The organism is Campylobacter geochelonis, assembly GCF_013201685.1.
GTDB lineage: Bacteria > Campylobacterota > Campylobacteria > Campylobacterales > Campylobacteraceae > Campylobacter_B > Campylobacter_B geochelonis.
Window position 1 is genome coordinate 1,423,008 of sequence record NZ_CP053844.1, and the last position, 13,828, is coordinate 1,436,835.

A 13,828-nucleotide genomic window follows, 5' to 3' on the forward strand; every position below is an offset into this window, starting at 1 on the left:
AAAAATAATGAAAATGTTTAAATTTGTGACATATTAGACAAAATATTTTGATTTTTTAAAATATAAATTTTGAAATAAGATTCTTTTTGTTATACTTCTAGGTTAAATATTTTTATAGAAAGTTATACATGAAAAAGATTTTACCTATTTTCTTGCTTTTTTTGTTGATACCTCTTGGCGTTTTTGCCGATGATTTGGCTACAATTAACTCGGCTAAATTTGGCATATTTACACTTATTCCGCCCCTTGTTGCGATAGTTTTAGCATTTATCACAAAAGATGTTGTTTTATCACTGTTTTTAGGCGTTTTTAGTGGAACTTATATGTTAAGCGTCGCAGAAAATGGCATTTTTATGTCCATTATAAAAGGCTTTATAGGTTTTACTTCTAAAGTTATAAATTCCATGGCAGACTCGTGGAATGCAGGCATTATGCTTCAAGTTTTAGCCATAGGCGGCGTTATCGCACTGATTACAAAAATGGGTGGAACGCGCGCGGTTGCAGAGTGGCTTGCTAAAAAAGCTAAAAGCCATGTATCAGCTCAAGTTTCAACGTGGGTTATGGGAATTTTCGTTTTTTTTGATGATTATGCAAACGCCCTTATAGTCGGTCCAGTTATGAAGCCAGTAACGGATAAATTTAGAATCTCACGCGAAAAACTAGCTTTTATAATCGACTCAACAGCAGCTCCAATAGCAGGAATCGCCATAATCTCGACATGGGTTGGCTATGAGCTTTCTTTGATAAAATCAGCTTATGAAATCATCGGTGTAACCGACATCAACGCATTTTCTATCTTTGTAGAGACTATACCTTATCGTTTTTATAACATTTTTATGATTATCTTTGTTTTAGCAACTGCTTTAATGCAACGTGAATTTGGCCCTATGTATAAAGCTCAAATAAGAGCTATGCAAACTGGCGAAGTTGCCTCAGCAAATGCCCAACAAATGGATGATTTAGAAGATAAAACCCTAACTCCTAAAGAGGGGGTAAAGCTTCAAACATCAAACGCTATTGTGCCGATTTTGGTTTTGATGGTTGCTGCTTTTGCTGGATTTTACTTCAATGGCCTTTCAGCACTTGAGGGTGAAAATTTAGCCGCAGTGCAAGCAGCGCCTTTTTCTTTCTACGCACTTAGAGAAACTTTTGGAAATGCAGACGCTTCTGTTGTTTTGTTTCAATCAGCACTTTTTGCTACAATCGTTGCGATATTTTTAGGCGTTTATAGAAAGATTTTCAAGGTTTCTGAAGCGATTCAAGTCTGGCTAAAAGGTTGGAAAACGATGATTATCACTATCGTGATTTTGCTTCTTGCATGGTCTCTTAGTTCAGTTATCAAAGAGCTTGGCACTTCAAAATACCTTGTTGAGCTACTTTCAGATTCTATTCCTAACTGGTCGCTTCCAGCTATTATCTTTATACTTGGTTCAATCATCTCTTTTTCAACCGGAACAAGTTATGGAACGATGGGAATTTTAATGCCTTTGGTTGTGCCACTAGCTTTTGCGATTGGTGGACTAAATGGGCTTGAGGGCGAAGCGCTTCATAGCTATATGATTATGAATATCGGCTCAGTTTTAACTGGTGCGATTTTTGGCGATCACTGCTCTCCGATTTCTGATACGACTATACTTTCATCGATGGGAGCAGGATGTAACCACATAGATCACGTTACTACTCAAATGACTTACGCACTTAGCGTTGGAGTGCTTACTATCGCGCTTGGCTATATACCAGTTGGTTTTGGAGCGCCTGTTTGGATAACGCTTTTAGTTGGTTGTGCTAGTATGTTTTTACTGCTAAAAATAGTTGGTAAGAAGATAGTTTAAACTTAAAATTTGGGCTAAATTTGGTTATTTAGCCCTTTTTTGTTTTTATAAAACGCCTTTTTAGTAGATACTAAACCGTGCTTATCATAGCTTTTTAAATCTTTTAAATTTTATCTAAATCGCAACTTTTATACCACTTAAAATAGCTTTTAAATTTGGCTTTTATAAATCAAAATAGCTTTTTAGCTATAAATAGTTCGCCACTTTTTTACTCTTAAACTTTTAAATTTAATCTTTAAAAACTTTTTTCTAAATTTACTATCTTTTCATATAACATCTTATTTAGCGGCGTTTTAATGCCAAATTTATCTCCTAACTCCACAGCAGTTTTAGCAAAAATTTCAACTTCGGTTTTTCTCTTTGCTAGCACATCTTGAACCATCGATGGGTAGCCTTTTGGGTTTAGAGAGTCTATGATATCAAGCCACTTTTTTATATCATTTTTACCTAAATTTATCCCCATTCTAACAGCCAAGCTTCTTACTTCTTCCATAACTTCTATCATAAGCTTTCGCTCATCACTATCCTTTTGAATCAGCTCATATGGCGCTTTATAGATAGCTAAAACTTGATTTACACCACAATTTAACATAAATTTGCTCCACTGATGAAGCACTATATCACCGGCTATCTCTACACAAATTCCAGCATTTTGCAAACACTCTTTTATGCCATTTAAGCGATTTGATATGCTCTTATCTTTTTCGCCTATAACAATCGCACCCTCTTTTGTATAGCTTAACTCGCGCTTGATTTTTGTAGCATCCATCCCTTGCGCAACACAAAAAAGTGGAGCTAAATTTAGCGTTTTTACGATAATCTCTTCGCTAGTTACGCCATTTAACAACGATATAACTATGGTTTTTTTACTAACAAAACTTTTTGCTAAGCAAAGTCCATCTTCAAGTGCGTTTGCCTTAAGTGCTACTATAAGAAAATCAACTTTATCATCTAAATTTGATATAAAATTTGGAAAAAAACTCTTGCCATTTACCATAAATCCATCTTTTAAATACCGCTTTTTTCGCTCGTCATCGGCTAGGAATTTAACATTATCATTTCCATAAAACTCGCTTAACTTTTTGCCAAACATAAGCCCAAGCGCTCCAGCACCCAAAATTGTAATCTTTTGAATTTTCATAGCATTCCTTTAAATTTTTTATAATAATAGCATAAATTTTGATAGTCAATTTTTATTTACTATGTTGGTATAAAATTTGATATTTTATAAATCAAGGAGAAAAAATGAAATTAGCAGTTATGGTTGCAAGCCTTAGAAAAGACTCAGCAAATCGACAAATTTTTGAAAACTATCAAGAATTAGCAAAAGATAAATTTGAGTTTGAAGAGATAGAGATATCAAATTTTCCATTTTATGATAGTGGAGTTGAGAATTTAGATATCGTTATAAAAGCAAATGAGCAAATAGCAAAATGCGATGGCGTGCTGTTTTTCTCGCCAGAGTATAACTACTCGCTTCCAGCCGTGCTTAAAAATGCGCTTGATTGTATTTCAAGAGTTGAAAACCACGCTTTTGCTAAAAAACCAGCAGCCATCATCGGAGCGAGTCCTAGCCCCATAGCTACGGCTAGAATGCAGTATCACTTAAGACAAATTGGAGTTTATTTGGATTTAAGATTTCTAAACAAACCCGAAGCTTTAATCGGTGGCGTTTATGAAAAACTACAAGATAGAAAAATCACAGATGAGAGCCTAAAAGCCTTTTTAACAAGACACGCAGACGCCTTTTATAACTTTATAAAAGAGTCAAAATGAGACTTTTTCTCCTACTTTTTATAGCAGTTTTTGCCTTTGCCAAAGAGCCTCATCACATAAAGCTAGTTGATAACTTAGATAGAAAAAGCGATGGATATTGCCTTGATGTGCTTGGTTCTGGAAGATATATAAGATATGATATGCCACTTCAAGGTCATAACTGTAAGCCCGGACTTTACGCGGATGAGGCGTTTGTTTTTGAAAATGAGCAGATTTACTCACCAGTTACTAACATGTGCGTTACTATAGCTGGGGTTAATAACTCTGTTTTAGACTACACGCCTTTAGTTTTGCAACCTTGCTCGCTTGATAGCGCTTTTGTAAATGCTAAATTTATGCAAGCTTTCGAGTTTACAAAAAACCAAAAAATTAAACATAAATATAGCGATATGTGCCTTGAAATGGGCGAAAGCTCTGATAGCACGTTTTCAAAAGAGCATACATGGCGAACTCTTTATATGAAAAATTGCGATAAAGTTGATACTGCTCGCTCAACTTGGAAGTTTGATTCTTAAATGAAGCTACTTTTTATAATCACTGCTGTGGTTGCTGGTATGATGCTGCCTTTACAAGCTGTGCTAAACTCGGCACTTGGCGCAAGTATAAAACAACCACTTTTTGCAGCTTTTGCATCATTTCTTATAGGAACAATCACGCTTTTCATAGCACTTTTAATCATCAAATTTGACTTTTATAGCATCGTGCAAACCAAATCCGCACCACCAATCGTGTGGCTAGGTGGAGTTATAGGAGCTTTTTATGTTTGGATAGTTATAGTTGCAACGCCTATTTTAGGTGCTTCTTTAACATTTGCCACGCTTATTTTGGGGCAGATGTTGATATCTATAATGCTTGATCATTATGGCGTTTTTGGTTTGCCTGTTGTGGAGATTTCACTAAGTAGGATAGCTGGGGTTTTGTTGATACTTTTTGGTATTTTTTTGATAAAAAAGTTTTAAATTTAGGCTTTTTAGCCTAAATTTTCAGATATAGATAGCACTTCAAAATACTCATTTTCCATATTTTGTAAATCGCCCTTTTTCTCTTCAAGCTCTTCAAAAAGCTCTTGAAGCCCTATTTTTTGATAGATTTCTGGATTTGATAGTGCGTGGTTTAGCTCTTTTATGCGCTTTTCTATGGCTTCGATTCTAGCTGGATACTCTTCTAGAATTTTGTTTTGTTTATAGCTGAGTTTTTTGTTTTGAGTTTTCTCTTTTTGCTTTATTTCTTGCTCTTTTTCAGCCTCTTTTGCCAAATCTTCAAGCTCATCAATTTCATCTTCTAACTCTAAATACTCACTGTATTCCATATAAGTTTGATTTATCTTGCTTCCTTCAAAAACCCAAAGCTTATTTGTTATCTTATCGACAAAGTATCTATCGTGACTTACTATGATAACAGCTCCTTCAAAGCTCATCAAATACTCTTCTAAGATGTTGATTGTAGCGATATCAAGGTCGTTTGTCGGCTCATCTAAAATCAAGCAGTCATATTGCTGAGTAAAGAGTTTAGCCAACGCCAAGCGGTTTTTCTCTCCACCACTTAGCACGCTTACTGGCTTATCTAAATACTCTTTTGGAAAAAGAAAATTTTTAAGATACCCATAAACATGCATATAATGCCCTCTTACAGTGATATGATCTCCACCATTTGGGCAAAAAATCTCTATTAAACTCTTATCATCTGATATAGTACTTCTACTTTGATCAAAATAACCTATCTTTATATCGCCTTTTTTTAGCACACCACTATCTGGCTCAAGCTCGCCTAAAAGCACCTTTAAAAGCGTGCTTTTCCCACTTCCGTTTTTGCCTACTATGCCGATACGCTCACCTTGCAAAACCCTTGTGTTAAAACTATCAAAAAGCATTTTTCCGCCAAGACTTTTTGTTAAATTTTTACACTCAAAAAGCATTTTTTTGCGGTTTTGACTAAGCCCACCATGGTTAAAGCTAACATTTGCTCTCTCTAGCTCAAGTTTAACTTTTCTTATAATTCCTGGATTTTTCTTAGCCGCTTCTCTCATGGATAAAACGCGCTGTTTTCTTCCCTCATTTCGTTTTAAACGCGCCTTAACGCCACGCCTTAGCCACTCTTCTTCACTTTTTAGCTGTTTTAAAAGCGTTTCATGGCTTTTTGCAAGAGAAGATAAAATCTCTTGTTTTTTTATCAAATAACTCGCATATCCACCATCAAAACTCCTAAGTGCGCCAGTATCTATCTCAACCGTTCTAGTAGCAAGTTTATCTATAAAATACCTATCGTGCGATATAAAAACGATAGTTTGTTTTGAGTTTAAAAGCATATCTTCAAGAAATTTAACCATATAAACATCAAGGTGGTTTGTCGGCTCATCAAGCAGCAAAATATCGGGCTTTTTAAGTATCAAAGCTCCAAGCGCAACACGGCGAATTTCGCCTCCGCTTAGGCTGCAAACTGGGCGGTTTTCATACTCTTTTAGGTTAAAGTGTTCTATGACTCGTTCGATTTTATTTTCTATGTTCCAGCCATCTTTGCTTTCAATGAATTTTATCAAGTCGTTTTGCTTGCTTAAAAGTTCGCTGTTGTGGGGATCATCGGCTGTTAAATTTAGAGTTTTATGATACTCATCAATCGCATCAAATATATCCTTAAGTTGCGAATTTATCGCCTCTTTTACAGTGATGGTTTCATCAAATTTAGGATTTTGCTCCAGCATTTGTATATTTATACCATTTTGGATGATGACTCGCCCCTCATCGGCTTCATAAACTCCAGATATGATTTTCATTAAAGTGGATTTTCCGCCACCGTTTTTACCGATGATGGCTATGCGTTCCTTTTCATCAATGCTGAAATTTACGCCATCTAAAACTAAATTTGCTCCAAATTTCTTGCTAACTTCTAGTAAATCTACAATTGCCAATTTAAACCTTAAATGAAAAATTTTATTATTATACAAAAAACTTAGTAAAAATATGATGAATTCAAACAAATTTGGCTTGAGATGTTTAAATTATAAATAAATTTAGGCTTTTTATCATAATTATATTTTATAATTTTAGCATTATAATATTATTTTTAATAAAAATACTCGCGCGAATTTTATAAATTTGTTTATTAAAATTCTTTTGGTTTTTAAGATGATTTAAGTGCCACATACTATTTTTATGAGTAATTAAAACCTTTATAAATAAAATCTAGCTGAAATTTTAAATATTTAAAGCGTGATACTTTTAAAATTTACAAACCACAACTACACCAAATTTAGTAAAGATATAAATTTAAAATCAAAAATTATATCTTTAACTTAAATTTAGCATCAATTACAAAGATTAAATTTAGTAATAAATCAAAGCGAATTTAAAAAAATTTAAACAGATAAAATTTTATAAATTTATAGTAGCTTTAATAACGAAATTTAACATTTTAAAATGGTTTTAGCGGGGATTGATTTTACATTTTTCATAAAATTTGAGTTGTTTGAGTTGTTTGAGTTGTTTGAGTTGTTTGAGTTGTTTGAGTTGTTTGAGTTGTTTGAGTTGTTTGAGTTGTTTGAGTTGTTTGAGTTGTTTGAGTTGTTTGAGTTGTTTGCAAAAATTTAATGTATAAAATTAAATTTGGTTTAACATCAAAGCTAAAAAAAATATTATATTTTTCATATTTAATCAAAAATAATTTCTTGTGTGGCTTGTGTGGCTTGTGTGGCTTGTGTGGCTTGTGTGGCTTGTGTGGCTTGTGTGGCTTGTGTGGCTTGTGTGGCTTGTGTGGCTTGTGTGGCTTGTGTGGCTTGTGTGGCTTGTGTGGCTTGTGTGGCTTGTGTGGCTTGTGTGGCTTGTGTGGCTTGTGTGGCTTGTGTGGCTTGTGTGGCTTGTGTGGCTTGTGTGGCTTGTGTGGCTTGTGTGGCTTGTGTGGCTTGTGTGGCTTGTGTGGCTTTTAAAAATTTTTAGGTGGAAGCTTATTTAAGAAAAAAGAATTTATTAAGCTGTTTAATTAAATTCAACGCTAAAATAAAATATGGCTAAAATTAAAAAAATATTGACTATTTTAGCGATAAATTAAAAAAATTTAGTAGATTTATATAATCTGCTTCTTGCTGCTTCTAAAAATTTTCAGATGGAAGCTTGTATAACAAAAAAATAGTTCAAGCTGGTAGCTTATTAAAATTTAAATACGATATTAAATTTAGGCTCAAGACAAGTTAAAAACTTTTAAAGGGGTTTTTAACTACTATGCTGTCGATGAAAAACAAATACATATACCGTTCCCGAATTTCTGAAAAGAAATTTTGTGAAATTCTCAAGTATTTTTGCCTTGATTTAGAAGCTGTAAAGATAGCTAAAATTTGTAATACTTCTAGAAATTCTATCAATAAAATTCTAAAAGATATAAGAATTTTAATGGCACAAGAATGCGAGAAAATTTCTAAATTTGATGGCGAGATAGAAATAGATGAAAGCTACTTTTTACTTCGCTTTGCTAGTAACTGTAAATAGAAGGAGCTAAAAGAGTAAGAGGCAAAAGAGGCATAGGTGCAGCTAATAAACAACTAGTATTTGGTATGTTAAAACAAGAATGGTAAGGTCTATACACAAGTAGTTAAAAACTGCAGTGCAAGTGAGCTAGTGTCAATATTAAGAGAGTTTAGTGAGCTAAATGAGAGTATTATTTACTCTGATAGTTGCAGAGCTTATGATGGTTTAGTGGATTATGGAGCAAAAGCTCATTACCGTATAAAACACTGCAAAAATGAATTCGCTAATGGTAAAAATCACATAAATGGTATAGAGAATTTCTGGGGTTATGCAAAGCATAGGTTAAGTAAATTTAAAGGCATAAAAAAGATAATTTTATATTGCACTTAAAAGAGTGTGAATTTAGGTTTAATAACAGAGAAAACTTATATCAAATTTTACTTAAATTGATAAGAGAAAATCCGCTTAACTTGTTTTGAGACTAAATTATATAAATTTGCTTAATATTCAAAGTAAGAGAATTTAGCCTATAGACTAATTATCTAAATTTAATATACAATATCAGTTATCTTAAAATAAATCGATTTAAAATCTTTAAAATACTAAGTTTATATTATCAACTAAAATGAAAATTGTTTTAAAATAAAAGTTTAAATTTTAGTAGCGAAGTAAGATATAAAATTTTGCAAGATGGTTCAAAGCAAAAAACTAAAGCTGTAAATTTTATAAAAATTGTTGGTTTGGTTTTGTTGGTTTGGTTTTGTTGGTTTGGTTTTGTTGGTTTGGTTTTGTTGGTTTGGTTTTGTTGGTTTGGTTTTGTTGGTTTGGTTTTGTTGGTTTGGTTTTGTTGGTTTGGTTTTGTTGGTTTGGTTTTGTTGGTTTGGTTTTGTTGGTTTGGTTTTGTTGGTTTGGTTTTGTTGGTTTGGTTTTGTTGGTTTGGTTTTGTTGGTTTGGTTTTGTTGGTTTGGTTTTGTTGGTTTGGTTTTGTTGGTTTGGTTTTAAAATTTTTAAGTGGAAAACTATATAAGAAAAGAAGTTACAAGAGTTATAAAATTTTCGTTTAGAAATTTATATAACAAAATATTTAAAGCTTAAAATTAGTTTAATAAATTTAATGTAGTAACAAAAACTAGATAAAGTCGGAGCAAAAAATATCAGCTTTCAAAACAAGAAATCAAAAAATAATTTTGTAATTTTATTAAATTCTTGAAAAGTTGGTTGAGTTGTAAATTTTTAGGTGGAAACTTATATAAGAAAAAAGAGTTTATTGAACTGTTTAATTAATTTTAATACAAAATAAAATACGGCTCAAATTAAAGTAGAAAAATATCGATTCTTTTAATAGTAAATCAAAAAATCGCTTTAGCAGTTTTATAAAATTTTTGATGTGGCTTGCGTGGCTTTTAAAAATTTTTAGACAAAACTTATAAAAATTTAGTTCTAATTGCTCTAAATTTCTTATAAATTCATACAAAAAGCTTTTAAAAATTTATTTGATAAGAAACCTGTTTTAGCTGTTTTTCAAATTTATAAAATACTAAATTTGGCTCTTTTACACAATTTAGCTTTTTGCCAACAAACCATAAATTTAGACTAAATTTTAAACAAACACATAAATTTAAACTTTATTTATAATCTAAATTTATTTAACCCAACTAAAAACTGAGCTAAATTTATAGTTTTAAACAGCGCAAAAGCAAAAGCAGTGTTATCATCCACCGCTTTTGCAATTTTATAGTTTATTTCAAAACGGTATAAAATATGCAACTTTTTTCAAAGTCGCAAAATAACGTTTTAAAGCACAATCAACCAAAGCACAAATCACAAGCTTAAAAAGCTTAGAATTTATACTCAGCTTTAACGCCACCACTTACGCCTTTTTTATCGCCAACGTATCCTTTAACATTTAACCCAAAGTCAAAACCGCCAAAGATATAATTTGTGCCTATCTCAAACACGCCACTATCGCCTTTAAGCTCTGGAGCTTGAATGCTTTGGTTTGTGCTATAGCTAAAGCCCTCTGCCTTGCCATCATACTCTTTTTCCCATGCTAATCCAGCGTATAGTTTTAGCACATCGCTTGGCAAGTAGTTATATCTAAAGCCTAGTTTGCTTCTTAACGAAGTAATACTATCAAATTTAACAAATTCGCCTTTTGTAACCTCAGCTTCATCAGAGCTTAAACGGCTATAAAATAGTTTAGCATATAGGCTTAATTCGTTGCTCTTATCTATCTGGTATGCTTTGTTTGCGCCGATATGAGCTGAGAAATAGTTTCTTTTTAGCTCAAAGTCTGGAAGAACGTTTGAAAAATCATAGCTTTTATAGTCAGTTTCGCTTCTACCAGCTCTTAAACCAAGATCTAAGCTGTAGTTGTTTCCAAGTGATACATCAAACAAAACGCCTAAACCGTAGTATTTGCTATCTCCACTTCCTTTTACAACGCCGCTATCAAAGCCATTAAAACTATCATAATCTCCCTTGCCATACTCAAAGAACAGACCATAGTTTAGCACATCTACCGAGCTTGAAACTCCGGTTGCAAGGTTAAAGCCTTTTGCATCTACGTGCGAACCTGTTTCATAGCGTAAGTCATATCCGCCCATACTAGCAAAGGTATGCAAACCGCCTTCGCCAGTTTCCACTTTCATAGCTTTTAGCGTATCATCACTAACCATATCAGCACCTTGGTTTACCATAGAAGCCCCAGCTAAGCTACCTTCTAAGAATGACTTAGCCTCTTGTCTTGTCTTGATAGCTGGTTTAGGCGGAGTTACAGGAGTAACAGGCTCATCGCCTAAGACTGTAACATAAAGAGTTTTTTCATCAGTATGTAGCTTAAAGTCGTAAAATCCAGTAGCGCCAACCAAAGCTTTGATTTTATCTGTGTGGTTACTCATATCAGCCATTTTTACTACACCTGCTGATGTCTTTATAAGGTTGATTCTGTCATTTACATTTAACACGCTTCCACCACCATCTTTTGCAACGCCAACTTTAGCCATAGACAAATCTGTCTTTTTGCTGTCATTTAAGGTTAGCATAGTATCGCCAGCCTTGGTATCTTTTGGCATTATAAAGTTAATGTTTTCAAAATTTGCTATGTTTTTAGCGTTTAGTCCTTTTGAATAGAAATTTAGTGTATTTCCACTAACAAATTTATCAAATGTAGAATCAGCCGGATTTAAGTCATTATAACCACCATAAATTGTTGAATTTGTTATGTTTGGAGTGCCTTTTATGATAACTGTGTTTGAAGTAGCTGCGCCACTTAGAGTTTTGCCTTGACTATCATTCGCAGAAAAACCGCCTATGATATAGCCATCTATAGTTCCACCTGCGATTTCAACAGTGTTTGATGTGGCTTTATTAAAAGCACTTCTTCCACCAAAAATGTCTGATTTAATATTACCAGCTTCTATATAAACCTTATTTTCACTAGCAACACCGTTTGAAGCATAACCACCACGAATTCCATTATTAGTTACTATATTTCCACCATAGATATTTACTTCATTTTTACTAGCCATACCTTTAAAAGCACTACCACCATAAATTGAACTATTAATTGTTATATCGCCACTATAAATATCAACTTTATTTTTTGTAGCATCAAATTCTTTAGTATTTCTACCACCAAAAATTCCGCCAGTTTTTGTAAGATTTATAGTTTTACCTTTTATTATTACATTATTTTCACTAGTTATATTTTCGACGCTCTCGCCACCAACTATATAGTCATTATTTATAGTTCCGCCTAAGATATGAATTTCGTTGTTTACAACTTTAGCTGTTTTTTGGCTTCTACCGCCATAGATATCGCTTTGTATAGTTGTTGTTTTGCCTCTATCTTGAGATATAGTTACAATATTTTTAAACACTTCTCCATGTCTACCATCTCCTGTGTATATAATACCACCTATATCTCCACCAGAAATGTTTACTATGTTCTCGCTAGCTCCAGCATTTCCGTGACCACCAGTGACAGACTGATGTCTAACTATAACACCACCAGAAATATTTACAACATTTTTATTAGCAACATCTCCTTCATCGCTACTGCTCATTGCATCAGCCCAACCACCATATACGTCGCTGTTAAATTTACCATTTGTGATTGTTAAAGTATTGCTAGTGCTTTTTCCTTTAGAACTATACCCACCATAAACTTGTTTATTTATAGTTCCATCATTGATTTCGACGCTGTTTAATAAAGCTTCATTTTCTTTGCTATAGCCACCATAGACACTTCCATTTATAGTTGTATTATCGATTTTAGCTTCGTTCTGTGTTGCTATTTTAGTTTCACTATATCCGCCATAAACATTTCCTTTTATAGTTCCGCTATTGATTTGGACACTGTTTGATGTCACTTTGTTTCTCTTACTATAGCCACCATAAACACTTTTATCTATATTTGCGTTTGAGATGGTAGCTTTATTTAACAAAGTTATACCATTACTATAGCCACCATAAACTTCGCCTTTTACTTTACCATCTTTTATTTCAACTATGTTTGATTTAACTTCACTTTTGCTACTATATCCAATATTATACCCACCATAAACATTTGCACCCATATCTGTTTTTGAGATAGTAACTTTGTTTGAAGAAGCACTATCGTTACTACTATATCCGCCATAAATATTTTCTACTATATTTGCATTTGAAATTTCAACTTTATTTAACGTCGCTAGCCCATAAGATGTAAATCCACCAGAAACTCCACCGCCTACTTTACCGCCTGTTATTTTAACTGTATTTAAATCAGCATTACCTTTATTGGTATACCCGCCACGAATATCTTTGTTTACAGTCCCTTTTGACATATCAACCACATTTGATGAAGTCTCTCCGTTAGAATTGCTACTATATCCGCCATAGACATAGCCTATATCTCCACCAGTTATAGTGACTTTATTTTCATTTGCTTTACCACTAAAACTCTCTCCACCAGCGACATATCTTTTTATGGTTCCATCTTCTACAATAACTTCATTTTCTAGTACCTCGCCACTACCAATAGCATCGACACCACCTCTAACGCTTTCTTTTATATAGCCATCTTTTACAGTAACTTTATTTCCTATTAATTTACCACCATTAGTAATTGCACCATTTACGAAGTTATTTATATCTCCACTAAAGATTGTAACTTCATTTTTTGTAGCCATCTTTGAAGATTTTCCACCAGTAACTATTTTTACACTACCACCGTTAATTTTGACTTTATTGCCTTCCGATATACCATTATTAGCAATTCCACCATAGATTGTACTTAAAATTTTTGCATTCTTACCTATATCAACTGTATTATTTTTAGCATCTTTATTGTAACTATATCCGCCATTGACTTCATAACCTATATTGCCATTTATTATAGTAACAGTATTATTGGTCACATCTTTCGTGCTACTTGATACAGCCCCATAAACTCCACCAGCGATATCGTTTTTACCAGAAGTATCATTGACTATGATTTCATTTCCTGATACAGAATTTTCCAAATCATTTGGTCCAAGCGAATTACTAATGCTTGCAATGGTTTTAAGCATAGTACTTTCACTATCATTATTCCACTCGATATTCTCTCCTGCTTGAAGCGGTAAAAGCATGGCTGAAGCTATAACGCTTATAGCTATTAGTTTTTTGGCGCTGCGGTTTATGCAACTAGGATTTTTAGCTCCACCATTGTCCCTTTTTAAATAAGTTTGATTTATATGAAAACGTTGTCCTGACATAATAATCTCCTTGATAGAATTTTTT

General features: G+C 33.2%; 11 protein-coding genes and 1 pseudogene. 8 read left to right on the forward strand and 4 right to left on the reverse strand.

Annotated features, from left to right (window positions below; genetic code table 11):
• Window positions 1-128 precede the first annotated feature (128 nt).
• Entirely contained in the window at window positions 129-1,832 is a 1,704-nt protein-coding gene (locus CGEO_RS06490) for a Na+/H+ antiporter NhaC family protein (protein WP_075540537.1), read from the forward strand.
• Between the two features lie 235 nt (window positions 1,833-2,067).
• On the opposite strand, the gene CGEO_RS06495 is transcribed toward CGEO_RS06490, so the two are convergent.
• Entirely contained in the window at window positions 2,068-2,973 is a 906-nt protein-coding gene (locus CGEO_RS06495) for a ketopantoate reductase family protein (RefSeq protein WP_075540538.1), read from the reverse strand.
• Between the two features lie 104 nt (window positions 2,974-3,077).
• Between CGEO_RS06495 and CGEO_RS06500 the strand changes: the two genes are divergently transcribed.
• The 3 genes from CGEO_RS06500 to CGEO_RS06510 are packed head-to-tail and all read left to right on the forward strand — an operon-like array spanning window position 3,078 to window position 4,567.
• Window positions 3,078-3,608: an NADPH-dependent FMN reductase gene (locus CGEO_RS06500; RefSeq protein WP_075494995.1), complete on the forward strand. Its 531-nt coding sequence runs from the start codon at window positions 3,078-3,080 to the stop codon at window positions 3,606-3,608.
• The gene (locus CGEO_RS06505) at window positions 3,605-4,123 is read left to right on the forward strand and encodes a DNA-directed RNA polymerase subunit beta family protein (protein ID WP_075494993.1); all 519 of its coding nucleotides are present in this window, start codon (window positions 3,605-3,607) and stop codon (window positions 4,121-4,123) included. Before CGEO_RS06500 ends, CGEO_RS06505 begins: the two co-directional genes overlap by 4 nt.
• Window positions 4,124-4,567 carry a DMT family transporter gene (locus CGEO_RS06510; protein WP_075531802.1) on the forward strand — a complete coding sequence of 148 codons (444 nt, stop codon included), beginning with the start codon at window positions 4,124-4,126 and terminating at the stop codon, window positions 4,565-4,567. It begins immediately after the preceding gene.
• Window positions 4,568-4,578: 11 nt separating this feature from the next.
• On the opposite strand, the gene abc-f is transcribed toward CGEO_RS06510, so the two are convergent.
• Window positions 4,579-6,513: a ribosomal protection-like ABC-F family protein gene (gene abc-f, locus CGEO_RS06515; protein WP_075494989.1), complete on the reverse strand. Its 1,935-nt coding sequence runs from the start codon at window positions 6,511-6,513 to the stop codon at window positions 4,579-4,581.
• Window positions 6,514-7,021: 508 nt separating this feature from the next.
• Here abc-f and CGEO_RS06520 point away from each other — a divergent pair.
• The 4 genes and pseudogenes from CGEO_RS06520 (at window position 7,022) to CGEO_RS06535 (ending at window position 9,126) form a co-directional block, all read left to right on the forward strand.
• Window positions 7,022-7,192: a hypothetical protein gene (locus CGEO_RS06520; RefSeq protein WP_172658119.1), complete on the forward strand. Its 171-nt coding sequence runs from the start codon at window positions 7,022-7,024 to the stop codon at window positions 7,190-7,192.
• Between the two features lie 81 nt (window positions 7,193-7,273).
• A complete protein-coding gene (locus tag CGEO_RS06525) occupies window positions 7,274-7,537 on the forward strand; it encodes a hypothetical protein (protein WP_172658120.1) in 264 nt (87 codons plus the stop codon).
• A 285-nt stretch (window positions 7,538-7,822) separates the two neighbouring features.
• Window positions 7,823-8,541, forward strand: a pseudogene (locus CGEO_RS06530) (IS1595 family transposase).
• Between the two features lie 204 nt (window positions 8,542-8,745).
• The gene (locus CGEO_RS06535) at window positions 8,746-9,126 is read left to right on the forward strand and encodes a hypothetical protein (protein ID WP_172658121.1); all 381 of its coding nucleotides are present in this window, start codon (window positions 8,746-8,748) and stop codon (window positions 9,124-9,126) included.
• A gap of 680 nt (window positions 9,127-9,806) precedes the next feature.
• Here the strand turns inward: CGEO_RS06535 and CGEO_RS10305 are convergent.
• Entirely contained in the window at window positions 9,807-9,929 is a 123-nt protein-coding gene (locus CGEO_RS10305) for a hypothetical protein (RefSeq protein ID WP_277995663.1), read from the reverse strand.
• Entirely contained in the window at window positions 9,901-13,803 is a 3,903-nt protein-coding gene (locus CGEO_RS06540; RefSeq protein WP_075540597.1) for an autotransporter outer membrane beta-barrel domain-containing protein, read from the reverse strand. The genes CGEO_RS10305 and CGEO_RS06540 overlap by 29 nt, the downstream gene beginning before the upstream one ends.
• Between the last annotated feature and the right edge of the window lie 25 nt (window positions 13,804-13,828).

What these genes read in the sequence shown, in the direction of transcription:
- CGEO_RS06540 (WP_075540597.1), bottom strand. Translation starts at nt 13,803, where the DNA reads ATGTCAGGACAACGTTTTCATATAAATCAAACTTATTTAAAAAGGGAC.
- CGEO_RS06505 (WP_075494993.1), top strand. Translation starts at nt 3,605, where the DNA reads ATGAGACTTTTTCTCCTACTTTTTATAGCAGTTTTTGCCTTTGCCAAA.
- CGEO_RS06510 (WP_075531802.1), top strand. Translation starts at nt 4,124, where the DNA reads ATGAAGCTACTTTTTATAATCACTGCTGTGGTTGCTGGTATGATGCTG.
- CGEO_RS06490 (WP_075540537.1), top strand. Translation starts at nt 129, where the DNA reads ATGAAAAAGATTTTACCTATTTTCTTGCTTTTTTTGTTGATACCTCTT.
- CGEO_RS06500 (WP_075494995.1), top strand. Translation starts at nt 3,078, where the DNA reads ATGAAATTAGCAGTTATGGTTGCAAGCCTTAGAAAAGACTCAGCAAAT.
- CGEO_RS06520 (WP_172658119.1), top strand. Translation starts at nt 7,022, where the DNA reads ATGGTTTTAGCGGGGATTGATTTTACATTTTTCATAAAATTTGAGTTG.
- CGEO_RS06495 (WP_075540538.1), bottom strand. Translation starts at nt 2,973, where the DNA reads ATGAAAATTCAAAAGATTACAATTTTGGGTGCTGGAGCGCTTGGGCTT.